The sequence below is a fragment of the Paenibacillus sp. VMFN-D1 genome (assembly GCF_003386155.1).
Lineage (GTDB): Bacteria > Bacillota > Bacilli > Paenibacillales > Paenibacillaceae > Paenibacillus_AQ > Paenibacillus_AQ favisporus.
This window is the reverse complement of sequence record NZ_QRDU01000005.1, coordinates 458,758-482,543: the sequence shown is the minus strand read 5'-3', so window position 1 is coordinate 482,543 and position 23,786 is coordinate 458,758. Positions and strand designations below refer to the sequence as shown.

Annotated in this window: 21 protein-coding genes; 3 read left to right on the top strand and 18 right to left on the bottom strand. The window is 57.4% G+C overall.

From position 1 onward, the window contains the following. Position 1 precedes the first annotated feature (1 nt). From C7820_RS28560 to C7820_RS28525, 8 genes are all read right to left on the bottom strand, one after another. A complete protein-coding gene (locus C7820_RS28560) occupies positions 2 to 814 on the bottom strand; it encodes a carbohydrate ABC transporter permease (protein WP_116233907.1) in 813 nt (270 codons plus the stop codon). Continuing rightward, positions 811 to 1,800 (bottom strand): carbohydrate ABC transporter permease, encoded by a 990-nt coding sequence (locus C7820_RS28555; protein WP_076175657.1) that lies wholly within the window; start codon positions 1,798 to 1,800, stop codon positions 811 to 813. Before C7820_RS28555 ends, C7820_RS28560 begins: the two co-directional genes overlap by 4 nt. Positions 1,801 to 1,825: 25 nt before the next feature. Next, positions 1,826 to 3,091, bottom strand: coding sequence for an ABC transporter substrate-binding protein (locus C7820_RS28550; protein WP_116233906.1), 1,266 nt, complete (start codon positions 3,089 to 3,091; stop codon positions 1,826 to 1,828). Between the two features lie 131 nt (positions 3,092 to 3,222). Then, positions 3,223 to 4,404, bottom strand: a complete 1,182-nt coding sequence (locus C7820_RS28545) for a response regulator transcription factor (protein ID WP_116233905.1) — start codon at positions 4,402 to 4,404, stop codon at positions 3,223 to 3,225. Beyond that, entirely contained in the window at positions 4,364 to 6,127 is a 1,764-nt protein-coding gene (locus C7820_RS28540; RefSeq protein WP_116233904.1) for a cache domain-containing sensor histidine kinase, read from the bottom strand. The genes C7820_RS28545 and C7820_RS28540 overlap by 41 nt, the downstream gene beginning before the upstream one ends. A gap of 215 nt (positions 6,128 to 6,342) precedes the next feature. Next, positions 6,343 to 8,052 carry an amylo-alpha-1,6-glucosidase gene (locus C7820_RS28535; RefSeq protein ID WP_116233903.1) on the bottom strand — a complete coding sequence of 570 codons (1,710 nt, stop codon included), beginning with the start codon at positions 8,050 to 8,052 and terminating at the stop codon, positions 6,343 to 6,345. A gap of 182 nt (positions 8,053 to 8,234) precedes the next feature. Then, positions 8,235 to 9,131, bottom strand: a complete 897-nt coding sequence (locus C7820_RS28530) for a phytanoyl-CoA dioxygenase family protein (protein WP_116233902.1) — start codon at positions 9,129 to 9,131, stop codon at positions 8,235 to 8,237. A 133-nt stretch (positions 9,132 to 9,264) separates the two neighbouring features. Then, on the bottom strand, positions 9,265 to 10,047 hold the full coding sequence (locus tag C7820_RS28525) for an AraC family transcriptional regulator (protein ID WP_251678849.1): 783 nt from the start codon (positions 10,045 to 10,047) through the stop codon (positions 9,265 to 9,267). A 207-nt stretch (positions 10,048 to 10,254) separates the two neighbouring features. Here C7820_RS28525 and C7820_RS28520 point away from each other — a divergent pair, with 207 nt between their 5' ends. Further along, the gene (locus C7820_RS28520) at positions 10,255 to 10,866 is read left to right on the top strand and encodes a hypothetical protein (protein WP_116233900.1); all 612 of its coding nucleotides are present in this window, start codon (positions 10,255 to 10,257) and stop codon (positions 10,864 to 10,866) included. 143 nt (positions 10,867 to 11,009) lie between these two features. On the opposite strand, the gene C7820_RS28515 is transcribed toward C7820_RS28520, so the two are convergent. Together C7820_RS28515 and C7820_RS28510 are read right to left on the bottom strand one after the other, a co-directional pair. Beyond that, a complete protein-coding gene (locus tag C7820_RS28515; protein WP_116233899.1) occupies positions 11,010 to 11,816 on the bottom strand; it encodes a phosphotransferase enzyme family protein in 807 nt (268 codons plus the stop codon). Positions 11,817 to 11,900: 84 nt separating this feature from the next. Beyond that, entirely contained in the window at positions 11,901 to 13,463 is a 1,563-nt protein-coding gene (locus tag C7820_RS28510) for a sigma-70 family RNA polymerase sigma factor (protein WP_116233898.1), read from the bottom strand. Positions 13,464 to 13,734: 271 nt separating this feature from the next. Between C7820_RS28510 and C7820_RS28505 the strand changes: the two genes are divergently transcribed. Beyond that, the gene (locus tag C7820_RS28505) at positions 13,735 to 14,361 is read left to right on the top strand and encodes a DUF3298 and DUF4163 domain-containing protein (protein ID WP_116233897.1); all 627 of its coding nucleotides are present in this window, start codon (positions 13,735 to 13,737) and stop codon (positions 14,359 to 14,361) included. Positions 14,362 to 14,562: 201 nt separating this feature from the next. On the opposite strand, the gene C7820_RS28500 is transcribed toward C7820_RS28505, so the two are convergent. The 8 genes from C7820_RS28500 to C7820_RS28465 all read right to left on the bottom strand — a co-directional run bounded on the left by C7820_RS28500 (position 14,563) and on the right by C7820_RS28465 (position 22,316). Next, positions 14,563 to 15,423: a carbohydrate ABC transporter permease gene (locus tag C7820_RS28500; RefSeq protein WP_116233967.1), complete on the bottom strand. Its 861-nt coding sequence runs from the start codon at positions 15,421 to 15,423 to the stop codon at positions 14,563 to 14,565. 104 nt (positions 15,424 to 15,527) lie between these two features. Beyond that, positions 15,528 to 16,400 carry a carbohydrate ABC transporter permease gene (locus tag C7820_RS28495; protein ID WP_116233896.1) on the bottom strand — a complete coding sequence of 291 codons (873 nt, stop codon included), beginning with the start codon at positions 16,398 to 16,400 and terminating at the stop codon, positions 15,528 to 15,530. A 1-nt stretch (position 16,401) separates the two neighbouring features. Beyond that, entirely contained in the window at positions 16,402 to 17,484 is a 1,083-nt protein-coding gene (locus tag C7820_RS28490; protein WP_116233895.1) for an ABC transporter ATP-binding protein, read from the bottom strand. 54 nt (positions 17,485 to 17,538) lie between these two features. Then, complete coding sequence (locus C7820_RS28485) at positions 17,539 to 18,855, bottom strand: ABC transporter substrate-binding protein (protein WP_116233894.1); 1,317 nt, start codon at positions 18,853 to 18,855, stop codon at positions 17,539 to 17,541. A gap of 219 nt (positions 18,856 to 19,074) precedes the next feature. Then, on the bottom strand, positions 19,075 to 19,671 hold the full coding sequence (locus C7820_RS28480) for a glycerol-3-phosphate responsive antiterminator (protein WP_084204193.1): 597 nt from the start codon (positions 19,669 to 19,671) through the stop codon (positions 19,075 to 19,077). A gap of 44 nt (positions 19,672 to 19,715) precedes the next feature. Beyond that, a complete protein-coding gene (locus tag C7820_RS28475) occupies positions 19,716 to 20,558 on the bottom strand; it encodes a metallophosphoesterase family protein (RefSeq protein WP_258875552.1) in 843 nt (280 codons plus the stop codon). Positions 20,559 to 20,661: 103 nt separating this feature from the next. Continuing rightward, entirely contained in the window at positions 20,662 to 21,336 is a 675-nt protein-coding gene (locus tag C7820_RS28470; protein WP_116233892.1) for a hypothetical protein, read from the bottom strand. Next, entirely contained in the window at positions 21,309 to 22,316 is a 1,008-nt protein-coding gene (locus C7820_RS28465; RefSeq protein WP_116233891.1) for an ROK family protein, read from the bottom strand. Before C7820_RS28465 ends, C7820_RS28470 begins: the two co-directional genes overlap by 28 nt. Positions 22,317 to 22,623: 307 nt before the next feature. Between C7820_RS28465 and C7820_RS28460 the strand changes: the two genes are divergently transcribed. Beyond that, positions 22,624 to 23,757 (top strand): CobW family GTP-binding protein, encoded by a 1,134-nt coding sequence (locus tag C7820_RS28460; protein ID WP_116233890.1) that lies wholly within the window; start codon positions 22,624 to 22,626, stop codon positions 23,755 to 23,757. Positions 23,758 to 23,786: the final 29 nt, after the last annotated feature.

Here is a 23,786-nt window from a genome sequence, read left to right as displayed (position 1 = left end):
GTCAACCTTTGATGCCCGTGCTCGCAATGCCGCCGACGATATAGCGTTGTGCGAAGAAAAAGATGGCGAGCGGCGGAATGGAGATCAGGCACGTGATGGCCATAATCGACTGCATATCGACGCCGTACATGCCCTTGAACTGCGACAGGCCCAGCGTCAGCGTGTATTTGGTCTGGTCGTTCAGAAAAATGAGCGGTCCGAGGTAATCGTTCCAGCAGTTCATCATCTGGAACACCGCCACCAGGATAAGCGACGGCCCCATCAAAGGCACGATCACCCGCATCAGCACGGTAAGCCTGCCGGCCCCATCGATCGTGGCAGCTTCATCTAATTCCCGCGGTAATGTCATGATGAATTGTCGCAGCAAAAAGATAAAGTATGCAGAGCCGAACCAGGACGGAACGATCAGCGGCTTGAGCGTGTTGATCCACCCCAAATAATTGAACTCCATATACTGCGGGATCATCGTCACTTCCCACGGAATCATCATCGTGGCCAGCACGATCAGAAACAGCAGGTTCCGTCCCTTGAATTCGAACCGGGCGAAGCCGTAGGCCACAAGCGTACAGGATACCAGCTGGCCGATGGTGGATAGCAACGTGACGATCAGCGTGTTTTTCAAAAACAGGTTAAAGGGCTGTATATTCCAGGCATCCGCAAAGTTGCTGAATCGGAAGACGGATGGAATCCATTTGGGTGGAAACAGGTACAGCTCCTGCGGAGACTTGAGCGCTGTCGTAATGGCCCAGAACAATGGCGCGATAAAGAGCAGGGACAAGACGATCAGCGCAAGATAGCTCAGCGTCTTTTTCATCCTACCCGTCCTCCTTTCGCCGGCTTCGGCTTCTTCTGCGGTCCGCGCTTCATTTCGCCTTCATAAAACACCCACGCTTCCGACGACTTGAACACCAGGAACGTCAGCGTCAGCACGATCAGGAACATGAACCAGGCGTTGGCGGCAGAGTAGCCCATTTTGAAATATTTAAATGCGTTCTCATACATGTACATCGCGTAAAAATACGTCGCCTTCATCGGTCCCCCGCCCGTCAGGAGCAGCGCCAGCGTCAGCTGCTGGAACGCCGCGATAATCGACGTGATCAGGTTGAACAGAATCGTCGGGGTGATCATCGGAACCGTGACGCTGACAAACTGCCGAAGCTTGCCTGCGCCGTCAATGGAGGCCGATTCGTAGAGATCCTTCGGGATGCCTTTGAGCCCCGCCAGAAAAATGAGCATCATCGAGCCCTGTCCCCATAAGCTGGCGACGACCATGGCGACCAGCGACCATTTGGTGTCGTTCAGCCAATCCGGCCCCTGAATCCCGAAGATCGACAGGAAGTAGTTCAGGATGCCGTAATCGCCGCTGTACACCCAGGACCAGATCATGGCCAGTGCCACACCCGAAATAACGGACGGGAGGTAGAACGCCGTGCGGAAAATCGCGCTGCCCCGAACCTTCTGGTTGAGCAGCATCGCAAGCCCGAGGGCGACAATGATGTTCAGCGGCACGAACAGCACGGCGAATTTCAGCGTCACCATCAGCGATTTCCAGAACAGCGGATCGTCGGTGAACATTTCCACGTAGTTGCCAAGCCCGATAAACGTCACTTTGCCGACGATCGGCCAGTCAAAGAACGAAATGACGAGCGAAAACAGCAGCGGTCCCAGCGTGAAAACCAGAAAGCCGAATATCCACGGAAAAATGAAGAGGTAGGGGGCAGCCCCACCCCGTCTGCGTTTCTTCAAGGCCTTGAGGGCGGCTGACTGTTCCCGTGCCGGGTGGAGGTAGGTTTGAGCCATCTCAAAAACCTTCTTTCTTCAGGTATTATTTCATGTAGCGCTCGCTGTCCTTTACGGCCTGGTTCAGCACATCCTGGGCATTGCTGCCGTGCATGACCGATTCCACTGCGGCGGAGAGCTGCCGGTTAACCTCATTCCACTTCGGATTCAGCAGGAACGCCGGGGTGTTGTCCGAACGCTCCAGCATCGTATAGTACGGCTTGTAGAGCGGATCCTGGTCCTTTTTCAGCTCGGTCACGACGCTTTGACGCACCGGAAGGTCGGCAACCCGCATTTTGATTGACGCATCGGATACGTAGAACTTGATGAACTCCCAGGCCAGATCCTTCTGCTTGGAATCCTTCGCGATCGACAGCGCCGATTCAGCCAGTACGCCTTTGACCGGTTTGCCCGGGAAGGCCGGCATTTCAACTGTGCCTACATCGACCCCTGCCTGACGGAACGACTCCAGCGGCCAGATGCCGCTTTCCCACATAGCGATTTTGCCTGCCTTGAAAATGTCGTCGCCGCTCTGCTGCCCCTTACCGCCGGTCAGCACGGCCGAGCCGTTCTTCACCATGTCGCCGAACATCTGGATCGCCTCTGCGGTTTCCTTGCTGTTCATGTAACCGTCGATCGTCTTGCCGTCAGGAGAAATGAACGAGCTCCCGTTGCTCCATACGAACCCCTGCAGATCGTAAGTGTCGTTCTCCGCGCGGACGCCGAAGCCGTACTGCTTCTTGGATTTGTCCGTCAGCTTTCCGGCCATCTCCTGGAATTCGGGCCAGGTCCAGCCGTCCTTCGGATACGGCACGCCCGCCTCATCAAACAGCTTCTTGTTGTAATACACCACCCGCGTCGTAAAGCCCGCCGGAATGCCGTACAGGGCACCGTCGATTTTGCCGTAATTAAACAGGCCCTTGTAGAAGTCGTCAATATTTAAATCCTTGTCTTTGTCCGCATAGCTGTCCAGCGGCTCCAGCGACTGGTGGTATGTCGGAAAATCCCACATGTACATGACGTCGGGCGGATTGGCGGCGCCAAAGCCCGCAGCGAGCTTCTGATCAAAGCCGTCCGCGTATGCCTCCACCTGCACCTTCGTGCCCGGATGGCTCTCTTCGAACTTCTTGGCGATGTCCTGCTCAATTTTGAGTGCATCCCCCGTATCCCAGGTGGCAAAGCGCAGCGTCTTCTCCGATCCGGAGCCGCCGCCCTGGCCGGCCGTTTCGGCCTTGCCCCCGCTACCGCCGCAGGCCGACAGTGACATCATCAGCGCCGCTGCAAGAACGATAAGTGAAACCTGTTTTTTCATATTGTCAGCTCCTCTCGCGAATGAGGCATCTCATATTTGAACCGCTTTCATCGTAACGCTTTTGAAAGCGGTTCAAAACGTGCGTTCATCGGCAATTTGGCGTCTTTTTGTTTGAACTTTCGTGCGGGGTGTCAAACTGTCCGGTCCGATTCGCCTTTTTGCACGGTCCGGAATTGGCTTGGAGTCTGACCCGTGCAGCGCTTGAACCATTTGCTGAAATACTTGCTGTCGCCAAGTCCCGTCCGCTCGGCGATATCCTGCATCGTCAGGTCCGTATCCCGCAGCAGTCCCTGGGCCAGCCGAAGCTTGCGCTTGTATTGGAACGCGATAAAGCTGTCGCCGACCGTCTTTTTGAACAGGATGGAAAAATGGCTGCGGCTGAGCCCGACCTCTTCCGCCAGCTCGCTCGCCGACCAGTCGGAACCGGGCTGCTCATGAAGCAGCCGCACCGCCTTTTGGATCGGCTCGGGCCAATCTCCGCCGGATACGCCGTACGCCCGTTCCAGCTCGGCCTCTTTATGCAGGGAGCGAAACGCTTCCGCGATGCCGCTGCTGGTGCCCAAGGGGCCCTTGGCGGACCACTTCAGCCGTCCATGGCTGCCCTTGGCTTCGATCAGCAGGCTGTTTGCCGCCTCCTGCAGCCCTTCCGGCACAATCCAATAGCAGGCGTCACCGCCATAGGGGATGACCGCTTCATTTCCCGTGCTGTGTACGAGCTGCTTCGCTTTCAGCCATTCAGCCCACGGCATGCCGCAGCCCTCCGTCCGGACAAGGTACACATGCACGTCCTGGCCGCCAAAACGCCACGCCTCCGCGCGAAGCCGCTCCAGCTCGGCGGGAAATCTTCCGCTGCTGCCGCTGAGCCAGCCGAACAGGAGCGCCTCCAGCTTCTCCCCGTCCAGCGGTGCCGGGGACGGACGCCGCTGTAGCTCCCGTCGCAGCTTCTCCAGCAGCCCTTCCAGCTCCTCGTCCTCAAACGCGGTCTTCAGAAGGTAGCCCGAAGCCCCCAGCTGGATGCCCTGCTGTGCGTATTCAAAATCCCGGTGGCAGCTGAGCAGGATAATTTTCGTCCGTTCCTCGGCCTCCTTGACCCTGCGCAGCAGCTCGATGCCGTCCATCTCCGGCATCACGATATCGGTAATGACGATGTCCGGGCGATGCTCCTTGAAGGCTTCCCACGCCTTCGCCCCGTTGGGCGCGTCGGCCACGACCTCCATACCGAACCGCTCCCAGGGCACCGTCGATCTCAGGCCTTTGCGAACGATGCTCTCGTCATCGGCAATCAGCACTTTCAGGTTGTTTGCGTTCTCCATCCGGATGCTCCTCCTTTTTGGGCCAGCGAATCAGTATCGATGTTCCCTCTCCTTTGATTGAACGTACCGTAAGTCCGTAACGCGGGCCGAAATGCAGCTTGAATTTCTGGTCCGCGTTTCTTACACCGAGACCGCCGCGGCCGCGGGGCTCGGGATTCGGAGCGAAGAGCTGCGCAAGCTTCTCTTCCCCGATGCCGGCCCCGTTGTCTTTTAGTTCCAGCAGCAGTTCCTCCCCCTGCTCCCGGACACGCAGCTCGATTATGCCGGCCCCGTCGGTAAAACCGTGGAAAAAAATGTTCTCAAACAGCGGCTGCAGCGTCATCCGCGGGATGACAAACCGTTTCAGATCTTCCTCGCAGTCCAGCTTATATTGGAATACGGCTCCATAACGGATCTCCTGGATTTTCAAAAAATGCCCGATCATCCGCAGCTCCCGCTCCAGCGTAACGAGCTCCTGCGATATATCGAGGTTGCCTTCCAGCACCATCGTCAGGTGATACAGCATTCGGCGGATTTCCTCCGCCCCTTCCAGCCTGGCCTTCCACTGGATCGAGTTCAGCGTATTGAAGAGCAGATGCGGATTGATCTGATAATGAAAAGCCTTCAGCTCGGCCTCCTTCTTGAGGCGCTCGCTTCGCTCCACTTCCTGGACGAGCGACTGCACGCCGCTGACCATCCGGTTGAAGCTGATATCCAGGCTCCCGAGCTCGTCCCGTCCTTCGACCGGAACCCGCGTGTCCAGTTTGCCGAAGCTGACCTTTTGCATCGATTCCTTCAGGGAACGGATCCGCCCCGTAAACCGGGACGTAAACAGATAGGCCAGCCCGAAAGCGAGCAGGCAGGACCAAACCGCCACGATGACCGTATTCGACCGGATGACTCCCGATGACTGGTAAAACGCCTTGGCAGGCAGACGCGCCTCGATCTTCCAATGATTGACGGACAGTGTCTTGTCCCAGATGATATCGTTATCTCTCGGCGTAAAGGATTCCGTGCTTTCGTAAACGGTCCGGCCGTCCGGCGCCTGAATCGAAAGATGCGCCTTCGTGTCCTCCTCGAACTGCCGGAACATGCGCAGCAGCTCCCGGGCGTCCTCTTCGATCAGAATCGTGCTGCCATCCTGGGCGCCGCCCGGGTTCCGGATCGGCACGGCCAGTCCGAGGACCGCCGGGCCGGCTTGCTCCGAGGCGGATATCGCATGGTTCTGCATATAGAAGCCCAGCCAGTAAGGGCCGCTATTCGAGGCGGGCATGCTCTTCCAGGCCGGAATAGCGGCGAGCTTGCCGACGTCGAGGTTATTTTCGCCGTAGTAATAACCGGATGGCGTAATAATATAAATGCCGGCCGTCTGGTCGTTAGCCAGCGACCTCAGGACGGATTCGAAGTCGTTCTTCTCCATGATTTCGCCGTAGGTGACCGGCGGATCGCTCCCGAGGTCCGCATGGGCGGGGTCCAGCAAATACGAGTAGATCGTCTGGCTCATCTGCTTCATGCGGACAAGCATGGAGTCCGACTGCTGCTGCAGCTGGGCCACCGCGTTCTCGCCGTAACGGCCGAACTGGGAATTGACCGTCCTGGCGGACTGGTAGTAAGAAAGCGCCCCGAGCGAGAGCAGCGGGATCAGCGTCACAATCAGAAAGCATACGAGCAGTTTGGTCCGGATGCTGCGGTAAGCTCCTGCCGGAAGCCAGCGCCGCAGCGGTCCGTGCCGGCGGATATTCATGGCGGGTCCCCTCCTCTTCACGGTAGTCGTCTATCTGCATTCTAGCATGGACGGACAGAGGACGGAGCCCTTTCGCCGCGCAATTGTTACCGCTTACAAAATATCCGTAGTCAAGCGCCTTGTTTGCGGAAGTGAAACACCTTTCGTTAAACGGGAAAAGCACCTCCCCGGAGGACTTTTCCAAAAAGTCCCTTCCGAAGAAGTGCATGTTCCCGCTATAGTTCCCCGTATTCGTGTCCGAGGATCAAAAATACGCTCGACGTCCAGGTAAAAGCCCTGTCCCGCAGCCCTTCGCCCGTCAGCGCGTCGAAGTTCTCCGCCATTCCGCTCTTGTTCAGCATGCGGCAGAACCGCTGCGCCACCTCTCTGGCGAGCTCCGTATCGCCCGCCGCGGCGGCGCCTTCCACGAGCAGCATGGTCGACGGCGCCCAGATCGGCCCGCGCCAGTAGCCGTCAGGCTGGTAATACGGGCTGCGGACGCTTTCGGTCGCCCAGCCGTTGCCGGTGAGGAAACGGCCCTCTTCCCGCAGCCCCTGCAGCAGCGCGGTCCGTATCTCTTCCGGCAGCCGGTTACCGAGCAGGATCGGCACGAACAGCAGCAGGCTGTCGCCTTGCGAACGCTCATGCGTCCCTGACCGGCATGCCGTGAACCGGCCGTCTTTCCAGAAATGGCTTAGCATGGCGTCCAGCGTATCCCCGGCAAGCCGGCGCCACCGCGCTGCTTCCTCTGCCTTCCCCAACAGCCCGGCAATCTCGGCCAGAAGCTCCGCCTGCAAAATCAGAAAGGCCGACAGATCCGGGCTTTCCACCGGAATGCCGTTATTGAACGCCGTGCTGTTGTCCCAGCCGGAATCGTTGCCGTGATTGTACTGGGGAATGCCGTCGCCGTCACCGTCCCGGTACCGGAACCACCAATCCGTCCATTTGGACAGCGGCCCGTATACTTCCCGAAGCTGCGCTTCGCCGATCCAATCGGTCCGGCGCATCATCCAGCCGAGCGTCCAGCCGTGGATCGGCGGCTTGTTGCAGTTCCACAGCTCGTACTTGTCGTTGATAAAATCGGGAAGCAGCCCGCTCTCATCCTGCCGGTCGAAAAAGATCATGAACTGGTCCCACGCCAGCTTCGGATCGTGGCGCACCAGCGCCATGGCGTTAAAGCAGTGATCCCAGCTCCATATATTCGTCATCCAGTTCTTCGACATATACATCGCCGGGCGCGTCAGGCAGCCTTCGGCCGGGACGAGGCACGACCACGTAATGTAAGCCGCCAGCTCCCGCCCTTCCTGCCAGCGCGCCGGCACCGTAAGGCTGTGATCCAGCCAGGCCGCAAATTCGGCCTCGGCTTCCTTCACCGCCGCCTCAAAGGGCTCCCAGGCCGGCCGCGGCTTCCACACCGTGCGGAACTCTTCAATAGCGAATTCGGCCGTACCCGCGGCTCCGTCGGGGCTGAACTCAGCCACGATGCGCGAGCTCTTGATCTTGTCCCATATCACTTCCATCTTCATGCAGCCGGCGAGACGGGTCAGCATAAACCGGCATTCGTGCGTAAAGCTGTTCACTTCCCAGCTGCCGGGCACCGCCTCGTAGGCATAATCGTAAGCCGCCGGCTGAAAGGTCAGCCGGATGCCGCAGCCTCTAGTCCGGAAGCGCGCGGTGCGGCTGTCCGATATGCACAGCTCTGCATAACTACTGCTGTCGAAGGCAGCCAGCTTCACGCTGGCGGGATTGGCTTCGGCCTTGAACGGCAAAAGCTCACCGGCGTCATCCAGCAGCTCGATGCGGAACGCCTCCCCGAACTTGTCGTCCCCGCCCCGGACGGTGCGCAGGTACAGCCCGGCCGGTCTATTTTTACCCTCAGGCAGCAGCGATACCGCCAGAAACGTCTCTCTGCGGCTGAAGGGCACTACGCTCAGGTCAAAGTTCATGGCTGTTCTCCTTTTATCCAGGAATATAACGCTTTCATTGTAAACTGCGGCGCCTGGAAGGGAAACGGCCAGGTGTTTCCATGTACCTGCACATTTGTTGGGGACGGCTTTATTTTCCGCGCAATCGTGTCTTTTTGTCAGGTGAAAGGGGTGCGATTGTTAGATTCGGCAATTTGCCTCCCTTATACGCCCCATTCCTTGCGGGCATCGGCGACCGGTTTGGGCGTCGTTTTGCCCCATGCATAATGCCCCTTCGGCTTGCGGCCCACCCATCTCTCATCGACCTGCTCCGATGCGAGCTGATAGCGGGTATCTGAGCTGATCCGGTAGCGGCCCGTCATGTTGTTAAGCGAAGTATGCATCATGTACATGCCGAAAATAATGGCATCGCCCGCTTCGAAAGACGTTGTGGCCCATCGTCCCCCAAACGTATCGACGATCTCCACCGGGTCTTCGGAAAACCAGCCTGTCGCGACATTATCCCGGTCCACATCCATTTCGCCGTACGTTTGCCTAATTTTGCTGAAATGCTGGGAGCCCAGGCACATGGCCAACGTTCCGAGCTCAAGCGGCGTGTCTCCGAAAGGGGTCCACATCGTATACACGTTTTTGGTGCCCCTTCCCATATACACGACGTCGTAATGCGCGCCGGTATTCCCGCCATGGGCTACGGCCCGCGGCCATTTATAGTCGTATGTCATCGATTTGCCGCCAAGCAGACGGTCAAAAAAATCCAAAACCGAAGGATGGTTCACCACATCCAAAAATCGCGGGAAGTCCGCCTGCAGCTCTTCCGCGCCGCCGCCCCACATCATGCTGCGGTTCTCTTGGGAAATGCGCCCTTCGTCCAGCGGAGTCCCCGGCTCCAATCTGCCCATGGCCTGGAGTTTGCGTAAAAACTCCTCCCTTGCGGACAGCACCCGCTCGCGGTCGTGAAATCCGCGGATCAGCAGGTATCCCTCCTCCGCCAGACGCAATCTCAGCGCTTCCGTGTCCTCCAATATATCGTTGCTGCTGCGCAGCTCGGTCAAATACCGGCTTCCCATCACAAGCTCCCTCGTTCCGATCGTCACGTTCATGCCGCTCTCTCCTTTCAAGGTATCACCGCGTTCCTGACGGAAGCGGAAGATTCCCCCTCATCATAGCCCCTGCTTCAGGAGAAAGTCGTTAATCGAAACCCGCCACAATTTACGCAAAACCGGACCGGATGCCTCAATGATGGTCGCGGCGCTGCCTCGTTCTCCACTCCGACGGTGGACAGCCTTCGGTCTTTTTGAACCACAGCGAAAACGAGTGCAGCTGGGCAAAGCCGATCTGCTCGGCTATGGCCTGCATATCCTTGTCCGTCGAGCTGAGCAGCCACTTGGCTTCTTCCAGGCGGCACATCTGCTGATACTGCTTGGGCGTCATGCCGTAGGCTTTGAAGAACCGTTTGCGGAAGCCTTCCTCCGACAGGCCGGCCATCTCCGCGAGGCTGCCGATGACGATAGGTTCCTGAAGATGCCGGCGAATATAATCGCCTGTATGCGATACCGTGAACGACTGCTGGTCCGGGTGGGAATGCTCGTTTAAAAACAGCAGCAGAATTTCGATCCAGGCCAAATCATTTCGGACAGGTTCTTTCAGCGTAGACGAACGGCTCCTCAGCCATTCCCGGAACAGCCGCTCGTAGCGGTCCTGGTCGAGGCGGGATAAGGCAATAATGCGCGGTTTGCCAAGGACAACCAGCCGCTCGAACAGCTCACGTACATGCATCGGCAGTCCGTCAACGAGCACAACCCCGAACCGGATCGGGGTCATCGCATGGAAAGAATGAGCGGATAAGGACGGGATCAGCGCGACATGCCCTGCTTCGACCCGCCTTTCTTCCTGTTCATGAACAAAGCGACCGCTTCCTTCCAACACGACGGTGATTTCCAAATCGGGATGGCTCCACTGCCGCTCGTCCTCCCAGTCCTTGTCGTGGGTTCCGATAAAACCTCTAATTTCAGGCAAAATCGCTTCATCCTCCTTGCCCGCCAGCTTGGGCCAAGCCAAACGTTTGATGATGCTACGTTCACTATACATCAATCGTGGAGAGGAGCTACAGTCCCAAGCTTTATTGCTTGTCCATACTTTTTCATATCTCAGTTTTCAGTCTATGGTATAATCAGGAAAACTTATGTTTTAATGGTATATTGACAATAAGGGAGGAACTGGATCATGGGATGGTCGGAACTGCGGGCGGTGCCCAATGATTACGATGAGGAAATCCATGCGGTCGATACGCAGCTGATTGAGCTGCTCAACCACCGGAAAGCCCTGGCGAAAGGGCGACGGTGTTTTCCGCCTAAGGAAGTAATGAAGGAGTTTGAAGAGAAATTCGGCTTGAAGCCTCCCTATTTGAACTGGCTGTTTCATTCGATTAACGGAGGGTTTCATCGCCCACGCTCCGAAGGTCCCGGCGAGCTGCAGGGCATTCTGCAGATTATGAAAACGACCGTGCAGGAAGGGTACCAATACAGGATCACCCATGCGATGCAGCATGAGCATGGCAGTATTGTACATATCGAAATCAAACAGCTGGAGAATGTGGATGATTTCACTGATTTCCGCCCTCTTCTTCAGCTCGATGTTACTAGCCAAGATGGAGAATACAGTGTAGGGCGCAACGGATCCCGTGGGGGCGGAGGAATCAGCTCCATGTCCTTTCTCGTCGAGCCGCGCCTGCCGGAGCAGCTGAACCAGATTCACTTTGCGCTAATCCCGTTCGAAGAGCCTATGGATTTTAGCCGCAAGGAGATCTTTCTGGATCAGGAGGTTCATTTCGAGTAATATCCCGGGGATGAGTAACAAAGGAATGGGTCAGATCCTTGTCTACACCCAAGTAAAGAAGCAGGCATCTTGCCTGCTTCTTTGTCATGATCTGAACCTATGGCCGGTAGTACGGCGTCTGCTCATCCTGTGAAGATTCCACATCAACAAGGAAATGATGCTAGGTGCTCGATGATGGGCCCAAACGCCTCCGCTTCGGTGAAAAAGCGCTCCGTGTTCTCCCCGCAAAATATCGCGGATACCGACAGGCGGAAGATGACCGCCCGTAACAACATTTCCCGGTAATGGCTGTCATTCGGCAGCAGACCTAGATCTGAGAGTGGACATCCCTGCCAGGCAATGCCGTCGCAGACGAGAATCGCTTCAGCATACGCCTGCGGGGCAACTGTCGGGGAAAAGTCGATGATCAGCGGACCGAGGGTCTCATCGAACAGGATGTTCCCGGCCAGATCGCCGTGGATCAGCTGAACGGGATATTCCCCGCTTCGCTTGACCTTTCCGAGCAGGCCCGCCAGGAAATCCCTCACAGGGACAGGGAACCCGGCCGGGAGCCCTTCGGTCTGCCACGCGATCCGGTGGCCCCGGGACCAAGGATGGTCCGGCTCCGAAAACCCTTCATAAGGAATGCTGGCCAGATCCCGGTGGAACAGCCGGGCCACCCTTAGCTTTTGTTCCAAGTTACCCTGAACTTCCTTGCCCGGCTCGAATCGGCTGCACGTCCATCCATCGCTGACAAAAGACCCGTTCCGTGCCGGAACTGGCCTGGATACCCGGTATCCGCGCGGCTGAAGAGCGTGCATGATGCCAAGCACCCACTCGTCATGCTGTTCATTTTCCGACGGTTTGAGAACTGCCTCCTGTACCTTCACCGATGTATTTTGCCCGCCTTCCAGAGGAACCGCCTCCCCTTGAAGCCCGAATGACTCCAGAATTTCCCTAGATAAAAGCATGACCTCTCCCAGCTCCCTTCACCCTTCTATACTTACTGTATGGCAGCGATGATTTTGACCGGATTTCGCCTCCGATGGCCGTTCCTACTCTCCGCATTTCACCAGCTTTCTCCGATCCTGATCCCAACGCCACACAGGCTGGTCACCGCTCAAATGAACGCCTCCGTACCACCGGTCGATGCCGCACCGTTCCAAGTAATCCTCCCCGCGTAAAACCCGGGTCCCCCATTCCGTGATCTGGACCTTGCTGTCCCGGAAAGACGGAGAAGGTTCCGCATAGCCGGGAAAGGCTTCCGCCCCCTCCAGCGTCAGCAGCGGACTTGGGCCCTGACACAGGCTGCGCAGAACATCCCAGTACTGCAGGTCGCCCATGCCCAACCCGTGCAGTTGGTCGCCGATCTGCCTGAACAGGTCGAGCGGCGAATGAATCCCTTCGCTTACCTTTTCCAAAGTCATCTGCTCTACGATCCCCAGTCCGTTATAAACGGAAGGATAACGGGACAGGTGCAGCTCAAACGCCTCCCGCACGAACGGAAGCGCCGAGGTGTCCTCCTCCAATAGCTGCTGGAGCTTCATCGGATCAGGTGAGGTGTATGCCTCCCAGACCCTGCTCCCCAGCTTCAGCTCTTCCGCTCCGATATGATGCCACGTTCCGGACAACGTCTTCAGCTGGCTGGCCGTTAGCTGGCCAAGTCCGCGGAACAGGCCAACTCCCGGATAATCTCCGATACAGAGCAGATTCAGCTTCGTCCTGCCAAGGGACTGCTGCCCAAACCAGTGCAGCAAATAAGACAGCATCGTTTGGTCAAACAGGTCATGCTCGAACCACAACACGATTTCGTCATACTGCCGGAATCCGGCCAGTTTTTGCTCCTGTTCCTCGCAGTTCCGGATATACTCATCAGCCGGGATGCCCATGTCTTTCTCAAGGTATCGCGCGCGGACCGCACGGCTCTCCGGTTCCGCCGGCTCCAGAAACACCGGGCCTTCCGGATATACCTCGCGCCATACCAGGATATCCCCCTGAACGACTCCCTGCTTGAGCGTCTCGGCGACCGTATCGCCGTTAACAATATGCAGCATGCGTTTTCCTCCTTCGTGTAAATGCTTGAATACATGCGCAAAATCGGCGACCGGCAGCGTGCCCCTCAGCTTGCGGCGTGCATCGAACAGCCTCTTTTTGAGCGCCGTCACCGGCGTTCCCGCATACTCCGAAATTTCCTGCAGACTATAGCCGTGAAAATAAAACAGCTGGACCGCCTCCCGCATGCCGGGAGATAAGGCCTGGACCGAATCGTGAAGCATCCGGTACAGCTCCTGCCGGGCCACGACCTCTCCGATATCCGGCTGGTCTGGTGCAGTCACTTCCCCTTCCTCCAGCGCGGAAGTCTGCGGCTTTCTGCGAATTAAACGGTAGCACTGGCGATGCACAATCGTCCGCAGCCACCCCGGAAAGGCGTCCGCTTGCTGCAACCGGCTAAGGTGGACGAATGCTTCCGCAAACGCCTCCTGCACCGCTTCCTCCGCCAAATCATGATCCTGCAGCTTCCCGTATGCGGCCGTATGCGCCATCGCATAATACTGCCGGAAGAGACGGTTTAGCGCATCCCCGTCCCCCTGCCGGGCTTGTTCAATGATCTGCCGCACACCCACTCTCCTCCCTTGATCTTGGTTTCAACCCTATAGTGCAATATCAGATCCGTAAGGTTACCATGAGCCTCGGAATATTTTTTAAATATGCTGAACCTGTTCAGACAAATCGCCTTAACGCGGCGTGCCCCCTGTTCTCGTATTTACATTATATCGATTAGATCGGCTGGCCTCAGGTGGAAGTAAGCAGCCGTGCTCCGCTCCCGTCACCGAACGCCCAGGCCCGGAATAGGCTGGTGTATACCATTCAACGATTGGAGCGAACCGCATGCCTCAATACGTACCGCCGGTCACCATCCATACCGTCACCTATACGGCCCCCGGCACGGTGATCCACTATCCGCAGGTAACCGGGCTGGCCGACAAAACGGCCGAAAACAAAATCAACCACACGATCATCCGTACGATCCAGGACATGCAGCGCGCCCAGCAGACGGTTCAGACGGGAAGCCAGCCGGAAACGACCGGGAATTTCGAGATCAAAACAAACGAGCGCGGCATTCTCAGTCTGGTGCTGAGCAATTACACCTATTCCACGCCGATGGCGCATGGATACACGATTGCCAAGGGATTGACCTTTTCCATGCAAACGGGGAACACCTATACCTTGTCCAGCCTGTTCAAACCGGGCTCCCCTTACCAAGCGGTCCTGACCGCTGCCGTTAAAAAGCAGGTGCAGGAGCGGAATCTTCCGGTACTGGATGCGGGGAGCATCACAGTCGCGCCTAACCAGGATTTCTACCTCGCCGACAAGGCGTTGGTGCTCTTTTACCCATTGTACGCGATCACACCCTATTATGTCGGTATTCCGATGTTCCCGATTTCGGTCTATGATCTGCAGGACATCGCCGCTGAAGACGGCCCACTTGCGATTCTTGCCGCAGATGTCGTGTGAAGCGGCGCCCCAGTTGACGGGATCTGAGCGGCCGCCGTTAACCATTTTCGCAGCCTAAAGTTATCCCCGATCTACAAGCTGGATAACTCCAAAAAAAGCAAAGAGCCGCTTCCGTATCGTCCGAGAGACGGAGGAGCGGCTCTTTTAAACGTAAGCCTGCGTTCATGGTCACTGTGGTACACGTGTCATACAGCATCCCTCTTACTTGACGCCGTTGTACACAAACGCTTTGATGATATGCTTTTGCGCCAAGAAAAAGGCGGCCAGAATCGGCGCGACCAAAATGACGTTGCCGGCCATCAGGATGTTCCAGGTGCCGCCGCCCTCGACCTCGCGGATTTTGGCGATGCCGATCGGCAGCGTTCGCGCCGTTTCGTTCGTCGTCATGACGAGCGGCCAGAAATAATCGTTCCAGTGCGCAATGAAGCTGAACAGGGCAAACGTCACGAGCACCGGCTTCACCATGGGCACCATGATGCGGACGATGATTTTCCATTCCTTGGCCTGATCCAGGCGGGAAGCTTCCACCAGCTCCTCAGGGATCTGCCGGAACGCCTGCCGGAGCAGGAAGATGCCGAACGCGCTGGACGCGAACGGGAGGATCAGCCCGAGATGGGTATTCAGCAGCTTGAAGGCGCTCAGCTCCAAATATACCGGCAGAAAGATGAGCTGGGTCGGGATCATGAGCGTCACCATGACCAGGCTGAACAGAAAGCCGGATCCGACAAACCGGTATCTGGCAAATGCGTACGCAGCCGGAATGATCGTCAGCATCTGCAGCAGCAAAATGCTGACCGAAATGACGGCGCTGTTCGTGATGTAATGCAGGAACGGCCCGGTTTGCCACGCGGAGGCGTAATTGCTCCATACCGGATTCCGGGGAATCCACTCCGGCGGGAAGATCATCGTCTCCGGCAGCGTTTTGAGGGATGTCGAGAGCATCCAGACAAACGGCATGGCAAAGATGAGAACCAGCAGCAGCAGCGCCGCCACGTTCAGCGCCTTCAGCAGCAGGACGGCAGCCGAGCGCACAAGGGCAGGTCTGCCTGGCGCTTCCAGCATGCGTCCGCCGGGAACGGCGACGGTATGCCCGTCAAAAGCACGGTTTGCGGGTTCCACGCGGTTTTCCCCCTTTTCTAAGATCATAGAAGCAGAAGTCGTTACGGTTAACGGTAATGAACACGGCTCGACAGCAGCCGGAAATAGACGATAGTCAGGATGCCGACGATGAACAGCAGGATGACCCCGGCTGCCGAGGCATACCCGATTTTGAAGAAGCGGAAGCCGGCCTCGTAGATGTAATACACCAGCGTATTGGTCGAGTTGACCGGGCCGCCCTGCGTCATGATCGCGATCGTCTCGAACACCTGGAACGACCCGATCAAATTGATGATGACGAGGAAAAAGATCGTCGGCGACAGCATCGGCAAAATCAGCCGCGTGAACGTCGTCCACGGCCTGGAGCGGTCCAGGGAAGCCGCCTCGTATATATCCTGCGGGATGCTCTGCAGTCCCGCGATAAACACGAGCGTGTTATAGCCGAGCCCTTTCCACACGGCCACGATCACCAGGGAGATCAGCGAGGTGCTCGGATGGGACAGCCATTCCAGCTTGCCGAAGCCGAACAGGCCGATCACCCAGTTCAAGAGCCCGTATTCGGGGTCCATCAGCCAGCTCCACAAGAGCGAAATCGATACGAGCGAGATGATATGGGGGCTGAAGATCGCCCCCTGTACCAGGCCGTAGAAGAAGCCGCTGCGGTTCAGCCAGATCGCCATGAACAGGGAGAGTCCGGTCGTCAGCGTAACCGTCAGCACGGTATAAAGGGTCGTGTTCGACAGCACCTTGCGGAAATCCGGCTCCGACAGCAGATCCACGAAGTTCTGGATGCCGACGAACGTTTTTGTCGGGCTGACGAAGTTCCAGTCGAACAGGCTTAAGTACATCATGTAAAAAATCGGGTAGATGAAAAACATAGCAAAGACGATAATTGCCGGCGCCACCATGCTGTACGGGCGCAGCCGTTCCCAGACGGTCATGCTACACCCCTCCTGCTATCAGCTGCCGCGAGGAGGTCTCCTCGTTCGCCGCGCCCGCCGTCTGCACCCGGCTGCCGTTCAGGCTGAAATAATAGAGATGCCCGTGCGGTACGGCGATGCATACGCGCTCCGCCGTCACCAGCGGCTTCAGAAACGTTTTGACAAAAAACGCTCCCGCCTTGGAACGGATCTGATAGATGTGCTCCGCCCCCAGGCTCTCCCGCGTCAAGATGTCTCCTTCAAGCACAAGCCCTTCCACCGGGGCGTCCGGATTGATCTGTGCATGCTCCGGCCGGAAGCCCACATGGTAGGCTCCGGACTCGGGCTGGACGCGCAGCCCCTTGATGTCGCCGACCTTCATGATGTTCATCGCCGGCGTGCCGATAAACTGGGCGGTGAACAGGTTGACGGGCTGTTCGTACAGCTTCATCGGCGAGTCCGCCTGCTGGACCGCCCCTTCGTTCATGACGACGATCTCATCGCCCATGGACATAGCCTCGACCTGATCATGCGTCACGTAGACGAAGGTCGTACCAAGGCGTTCGTGCAGCTGGATCAGTTCGGTCCGCATCTGGTTCCGCAGCTTCGCGTCCAGGTTGGACAGCGGTTCGTCAAGGATAAACACCTTCGGCTGCTTCACCATCGCCCGGGCGAGCGCCACGCGCTGGCGCTGGCCGCCGGAGAGGTTCTGCGGCTTCTTGTCGAGGTATGGCCCGAGTCCGACGATTTCCGAAATGTCGGAGACCAGTCGCTCCCGCTCCTTGCGGGAAACGCCGCGGTTTTTGAGGCCGAACTCGATATTGCCCCGGACCGTCATGGTCGGGTACAGCGCGTAGTTCTGGAACACCATCGCCACGTCCCGCAGGCCGGGCGGCGTGTCGTTCACACGCTGGCCGTCGATGAGAATATCTCCTGCGGTCTGTCTTTCCAGGCCGGCCACCATGCGCAGCGTCGTCGATTTGCCGCAGCCGGACGGCCCGACCAGGACGGTAAACGAACCGTCCCGGATCGTCAGATTGAGGTTCTCAATCACGGTTTCTTCCTTGTATTTCTTGCAAATGCCGATCAGCTCGATTTGGGCCATGCCGAATGCCTCCTTGTTTGGCGGGTCTGTTTCATTGCCTGAAAGGCGCTAAACTTACTTGCCAAGCAGCTTATCCGATTTGGCCGCGGCTTCGTCCAGCGCCTGCTGCGGCGTCGTCTTCGGATCGATAATCGCCTTCTGGATCGCATCGCGGACGATCTTGGCGACTTCCGGATATCCGTTCTCCATCGGGCGCGGTCTGGCATATTTCAGCTGGTCGACAGCGACTTTATACTGCGGATATTGGGTAAAATGCTCCTTAAGCTCTTCGCTTTCCACCGCCGACGTGCGGGTCGGCAAGTATCCGACATGCTTATGCTGGTAAATCGTGTTTTCCTGGGAGGTCATCCATTTCATGAATTCCCATGCCGCCGCCTTCTCTTCGGCGCTGCTCTTCGACGTCATGACGAGCTGGCATCCGCCTGTCGGCACGCCGTAATCCTTGTTGGCCGGCATGAAGGCCGTCTCCAGCTCAAAGCCGTTACCCTTGGCGATTTCCAGGCTTTGCGATACGCCGGCGGTCGAGGCGAACTTAAACGCGGAAATTTGGTTCGCCCAATCCTTGTCCGCCGTATCCCCGGCTTCGTCGCCGACCGGCATTTTGATCAGGCCTTCGTTCACCAGCCGCTTCCAGAAGTCCACCGGCGCCACGCCGGCCGCGTTGTTGAAGGTTGCCTTCTTGCCGTCCTCGCTCAGCATCGTGCCGCCGCTTTGGGCCACGAGCGCCTCGTAGAACCAAATATCGACCGGCACGGTCATGCCGAGCTTGCCTTTCTCCTTGAGCACTTTGGAGTACTGCTCAAACTCATCCCACGTTTTGGGCCCGGATGGATCCAGCCCGGCATCCTTCAGCATCGTCACGTTCATGTACATAATCGGAGTACTGCGCATAAAAGGCAGACCGTACAGCTTGTCGTCCACGTAGGCGTTCCCCATCAGTCCGGGGATAAAATCGTCCAGCTTCAGCTGGTCCTTGTCCTTCTCGGCGTATGCGGTCAGGTCTTCAAGCATGCCGGAATGGGCGAACACGCCCGTAGAGGCAATTTCCAGATCCGTGACCGCCGGGGCGTCCCCAGCCGCAAAAGCCGCCTGGACCTTCGCATGGAGGTCATCGTAATTCCCCTGATGCTCGGCGACCACCTCGATCTTGTCTTGGGACTCATTGAACGTTTGGACCATATGCTGCTTGGCCTCCTCGATCTTGTCGCCGAAGGCGTACCAGTACTTGATGACGATTTTTTTATCCGGCTTGGCCGCTGCCGCTTCTGCTGTCTCGCTGCCGGCCGCCTTCTCGGCTCCGCCGCCGCATCCGGCCAGCATGCCCGTCATTACCGCGGACAGTGTAAGCAGTGCGATCTTTTTCTTGAACATCGATTGATTCCTCCACCCTTGAATTTGGTTTATGTTTGCTGTACAACGACGGCTGCAGCCCAAAAAATAAAGAAACCCGAATACCGCCGAGTGGGAACGCTGGCTTAGCGTTCTCTCGACAGATCAGGTTTCTCCATAACTCCAACCGTTCTATTTACTTGTCGATTTCATCATAAGGGACAACTATTAACGCGGTTTATGCGGAATATTAACGGGACATCAAATGATCTTTCTTCTCCACAGCTCGGGACGGGACGCGGAAATGGCGGTCGCTCCCTGGTCCAGGCACTCCTGTGCGTGGCTGTGCTCATACAGCAGGCCGCCGGTGATGATCGGGAGTTCCGTAAAGCTCTTCACCCTGCGGATCATGTCCGGAATGCGGGCAGGCATCAGCTCGATGATGTCCGGCTCGGCCTGGGACAGGCTCTTCGCGATGTTCTCCAGCCCTTCGCTGTCGACGAGAAAGAAACGCTGTACCGTGAGCAGCCCCATTTTTTTGGCGGTTTTGATAACGCTGGTTTTGGTCGAAATGATGCCGACCGGGCGGATGCTCTTGGCCAAATAGTCCAGGCCGTAATGGTCCGTGCTGAGCCCGCCGATTTTTTCCAGATGCATGAACACCGGCAGACCGTGCTCCCGGAATACGTTCACATAGCCTTTGGCGACACCGATATGGCCCATGAGCAGAAAGACGCCGCTGAGCTCATCCCGGTGCTTCAAGGCGATTTCAATATGGCGGGGGTCTTTGATGGAGGCAATCCGTTTATGCTTGGCGAGACCTTTGAAAAAATGCTCCCGGGTCATAACGTCATTCATGCGTGTACAGCCTCCCTTTCACGAAGGTCGTGATTACTCTATATTCAGATTTGTGGCGCAATCGGCAGCGGAACGAGGAGAGCCCGGTCGTCCTCCATCCCTCTGGCATCCGGATTCGGGCTGAAATGCTTCATATGCTGGTGAAGGAGCGCCATGTGATCCGGCAGCGCCGGGTCCATCACTTCGACCGGTGTGATTCGGATCGCGTCCTCCGCGATATCGACGATCCGGAAGCCCGGCTGATCCAGGCAGGCTGACAGCTGCACAAACGACCAGTCCTGCCGATGAGCGATCGAGTCCATATGCGTATGGCCGTTGAAATAGATGCCAATGCCCTGCTTTTGGTTCAAAATGCTCCACATGTCGATGATGGGATGAATCGAGCCCTTATCCTTCTCCGAACCCGCCGTCGTATTGTATACGGGGTGATGGCCAAAGACGAGCAGCGGCTTGTCGCCCGACAGTCCAACCTGCTCCTCAAGCCAGCCCAACTGTTCGGGATCGAGCCAGCCGCCCCAGTCCTTAAAATCCATTTCCTTGGCCGTGTCGAGAAACACGAGCATCGCTTGATCCGTGTCGATGGCATGGTACCTCTCCTGGCCCGTCATCTCCAGCACCTCGGCTCTGCGCTGCGCATACAAGTCATGATTGCCGAGTACGTGTATGAACGTTTTGTCCTGGCGGCGAAGCAGGTCGTACACTTCGCGAAGCTCGGAGGCCGTGCCGAAGTTGGTGAGATCCCCCAGCGAAATATACAGGTCCGCTTCCTGCTCCAAAAACTGCTCCAGCACCGTTTGATAGAATGCACGCCGGGCTTCCTTCAGCCCCGGCACCGACTCGTCGATTTCGTGGTAATGCAAATCACCCAACAGCGCCAATCTCATCATTTCTCTCCTCCCGGCTTGTTCGAATTGGATTTTTCCTCCTTCATCTTATCGATGGATTGTTTCCGATCCGTTAATTGGGAAGGAAGTTTATGTAAAATTACGGTTAATCGATTCGTGTCGTCCCCGTGTTGTTGGTGTTTGCCTCGTCCTGAGTAACCCGCCGAATGATGTTTCCGCTTCCGTCATAGCCCGTAATTTCGAACTTCGTACCCTGTGACGCATCCAAAAACACGTAAAACAATTTGAAGTCTTGCTCGATGGGAATGATCTGCGCCTGCTTCTCATAGCCGGTAGGGTCCTTGACCACGATGCGGCTGATGTCGGGATGCAGAGCGATGCCAAAATACATGGGAAAGGGAGAGCTGCCGAATTCCGTGCCCTCCGTCCCGGGCAGGTACATGGCAAAAAAGCTTTCCTTCCGAGCCTCGACATCGGAAAGTCCGGGGTGATAGTTGGAGGCTCCGAAGCTTCCCCCATAGCCCCACTTCCAGCCTTTTTCGAATTTCCTTACATATTCTGCAGCGATGGTGTACCCACCGTTGGATGTCTCCCGCAGGAAAAATGCCACCTCCCCGTCAGCAACCGGACGCTCATCGATCATATAGGACACGTACCCCTCGCCCCGGATCTTTTCAATCGCCTCCACCACCGTCGGGCTCCCTTCCGCTTTCTTGTCTTGAAGGCCGAATAACTTCCCCTCGTAAGCGTAAATAACGACCAGAATGACCGCAGCCAGCACCAGCAGCATAATCAGCCTGTTAGCCCATTGTCTGACCATGAATTCCCTCCTTTCAAACGTCCGTCCGCATACACGGCGGCGCCCAGCATCCCGGCCTTGTCCCCAAGCTCGGCCTGCACGATGCGGCATACGCCGGCGGACAGCTGCAGCGCATGGCGGGCTACCGTCTCGCGCACCGGGCGCAAGAGCCGCTCTCCGGCTGCGGCCATGCCGCCGCCTACAATGATTATTTCGGGATTCAGCAGATTGATGGCGTTCGCCAGTCCGTACCCGAGCAGTTCTCCCGTCTCGTGCATGACTTCAATAGCGAGCGCGTCCTGCCGGTCATAGGCGTCTGAAATGAGCTGTGCCGTCATTTGCGAGTTATCGTTGCCCGTCCATTCCTGAATGACGCTCGTCCGTCCTTCCGCCAGCTTTTCCGCAAACGTTCGGACCATGCCCACCGCGGACACGTAGCGGCCGAGGCAGCCCGAGCTGCCGCAGCGGCACGGCCGCCCTTCCCTGTACATGTTCATGTGGCCGATCTCGCCTGCACTCGAAGACGTGCCGTAGATCACCTTCCCCTCATAAATCATTCCCGAGCCCAGTCCGGTTCCCAAAGTAATGAGCATCAGATTCCTGCAGCCCCTGCCGGCGCCAAACCGCCACTCCCCGTACATGTTGACCCGCACATCATTATCGATGAAAACCGGAAAAGCGAACTCCTCCCGCATCCGGTTTACGACGTGGATATGTTCCCATTCCGGAAAGTTGGGAGACAGAATCGACAGCCCTTCCCGCGGATCCAGGAGCCCCGGAATGCCCATCCCCATGCAGCTCACGTCTATCGGCCCGATCCCCGCTTCCTTCATCAGTTCATGAACGATCCGCTTCATCCGGTTCAGCACATGTTCCGGTCCCTTGTCCGCTTCGGTGGCATCCATTCTTTCCGCGGCGATCCTCCAACCGGCATCCGCGTCAAATACCGCCGATTTGATCCGGGTTCCGCCGAGGTCCATGCCGATGACAAATTTGCTCATGCCTTCCTTTTCCTCCTCCGGAAATCCTTGGTCGCTGACATAAACCTATCATAAACGACTTCGCTCCGGATATGAATGGATCTATAGCATTCTTTTCCAGATTTCTCCTCAGCAGGTTGCCCGGTAATGGCGTCAATTGCCGCGGTTCTGAATCTATCAGCACCTTCCGGACCACCATATTCATAGGCATTAAATCGTAATCTTTACGTATAGATAAAATGGGCGAAAAATTCACGCTTGGTACAGGCCGTATTATTCCTGGGCCTGCTCTATATTCGACAACGAGGATAAAGGAGATGAATCGCACATGGTAACACCCGTCATCATATTAAGCGGATTTTTGGGAAGCGGCAAAACGACGCTGCTGCTGTCCGTGCTCAAGGAGTGCTCAGCCCGGGGACTGACCCCCGGCATCCTGATGAACGAGCTGGGCAAACGGGATGTAGACGGAACGATTCTGGAGGAACAGGCAGGGGTTCAGGTGCAGAAGCTGCTGGACGGATGCGTCTGCTGCAGCCGGAAAAGCGAGCTGCCGCAGGGTCTATCCACCCTGCTGGAGCGGTCGCCCGACGTCATCGTCATCGAGCTCACCGGCGTGGCCGATCCGGAAGAAATCCGCCGCACCCTTCAGGAGCCGGGGCTTGCCGGCCGGGTACGGCACCATTATACGGTGACGATGCTCGACGCGGAGAACGTGCTGGAGTTCAACAGCCGCTTCTCTGCCGACAAAGAGCTGGTCCGCACGCTGCGCAGGCAGATCGAAAGCGCCGATCTGGTCGCGGTCAACAAGCAGGATCTGGCCGCCCCGGGCACCATCGGCAAGATCGAAAGCATGATCCGCAAGCATAATCCCGAGGCTGCGATCGTATACACAGAATATAGCCGGATTGACCTGTCCAGCCTGCTGGACGGGGTCGACCGCCGCCAAGGATCCAAGGCCGCTGCTGTCCGGGCTGGTGCACAAACCCCAGCACAGGAGGCGCTGAGCAGCCAGGCGCAGCACAGGTTCGGTGGAGCTGTTGACCCTGCCGCTTCGCATGCTCGCCACCTTGCCCATAACGGTCACGGTGCGGGATTTACGGCCACTGTCCACGCGCATGAAGGGCATGGCGGCCACGGCGGGCATGAACATCATGACGAGACGGCCTCTTTTTCCAAAGTCAGCACCGTCACGCTGACCTTTCCCCCGGCGGAGCAAAGCCCGGCTTCCCTGTCCAGGGAGCGGCTGGAGGCGTTCTTCCGTGAGTGCGGAGATGCGCTTCTTCGTGCCAAAGGGCATGTGGCGCTCGCCCGCCATGAACCAGTCCAGCTCGTCCAGTATGCCGGGACGCACACGTTCTGGGAAACCTCCCGCTATCCCGGCGCACCGTACCTCGTCATGATCGGCCTGAATTTGAACGAGGCGCGGCTGAAGGAACGCTGGTCCGAACTGTTTCGTTAAGCTTCATTATTCCTTATGGAAGGAGCTGA

Coding starts and splice junctions, on each gene's coding strand:
- C7820_RS28560 (WP_116233907.1), bottom strand. CDS start 814: ATGAAAAAGACGCTGAGCTATCTTGCGCTGATCGTCTTGTCCCTGCTC.
- C7820_RS28555 (WP_076175657.1), bottom strand. CDS start 1,800: ATGGCTCAAACCTACCTCCACCCGGCACGGGAACAGTCAGCCGCCCTC.
- C7820_RS28550 (WP_116233906.1), bottom strand. CDS start 3,091: ATGAAAAAACAGGTTTCACTTATCGTTCTTGCAGCGGCGCTGATGATG.
- C7820_RS28545 (WP_116233905.1), bottom strand. CDS start 4,404: ATGGAGAACGCAAACAACCTGAAAGTGCTGATTGCCGATGACGAGAGC.
- C7820_RS28540 (WP_116233904.1), bottom strand. CDS start 6,127: ATGAATATCCGCCGGCACGGACCGCTGCGGCGCTGGCTTCCGGCAGGA.
- C7820_RS28535 (WP_116233903.1), bottom strand. CDS start 8,052: ATGAACTTTGACCTGAGCGTAGTGCCCTTCAGCCGCAGAGAGACGTTT.
- C7820_RS28530 (WP_116233902.1), bottom strand. CDS start 9,131: ATGAACGTGACGATCGGAACGAGGGAGCTTGTGATGGGAAGCCGGTAT.
- C7820_RS28520 (WP_116233900.1), top strand. CDS start 10,255: ATGGGATGGTCGGAACTGCGGGCGGTGCCCAATGATTACGATGAGGAA.
- C7820_RS28515 (WP_116233899.1), bottom strand. CDS start 11,816: ATGCTTTTATCTAGGGAAATTCTGGAGTCATTCGGGCTTCAAGGGGAG.
- C7820_RS28505 (WP_116233897.1), top strand. CDS start 13,735: ATGCCTCAATACGTACCGCCGGTCACCATCCATACCGTCACCTATACG.
- C7820_RS28500 (WP_116233967.1), bottom strand. CDS start 15,423: ATGCTGGAAGCGCCAGGCAGACCTGCCCTTGTGCGCTCGGCTGCCGTC.
- C7820_RS28495 (WP_116233896.1), bottom strand. CDS start 16,400: ATGACCGTCTGGGAACGGCTGCGCCCGTACAGCATGGTGGCGCCGGCA.
- C7820_RS28490 (WP_116233895.1), bottom strand. CDS start 17,484: ATGGCCCAAATCGAGCTGATCGGCATTTGCAAGAAATACAAGGAAGAA.
- C7820_RS28485 (WP_116233894.1), bottom strand. CDS start 18,855: ATGTTCAAGAAAAAGATCGCACTGCTTACACTGTCCGCGGTAATGACG.
- C7820_RS28480 (WP_084204193.1), bottom strand. CDS start 19,671: ATGAATGACGTTATGACCCGGGAGCATTTTTTCAAAGGTCTCGCCAAG.
- C7820_RS28475 (WP_258875552.1), bottom strand. CDS start 20,558: ATGATGAGATTGGCGCTGTTGGGTGATTTGCATTACCACGAAATCGAC.
- C7820_RS28470 (WP_116233892.1), bottom strand. CDS start 21,336: ATGGTCAGACAATGGGCTAACAGGCTGATTATGCTGCTGGTGCTGGCT.
- C7820_RS28465 (WP_116233891.1), bottom strand. CDS start 22,316: ATGAGCAAATTTGTCATCGGCATGGACCTCGGCGGAACCCGGATCAAA.
- C7820_RS28460 (WP_116233890.1), top strand. CDS start 22,624: ATGGTAACACCCGTCATCATATTAAGCGGATTTTTGGGAAGCGGCAAA.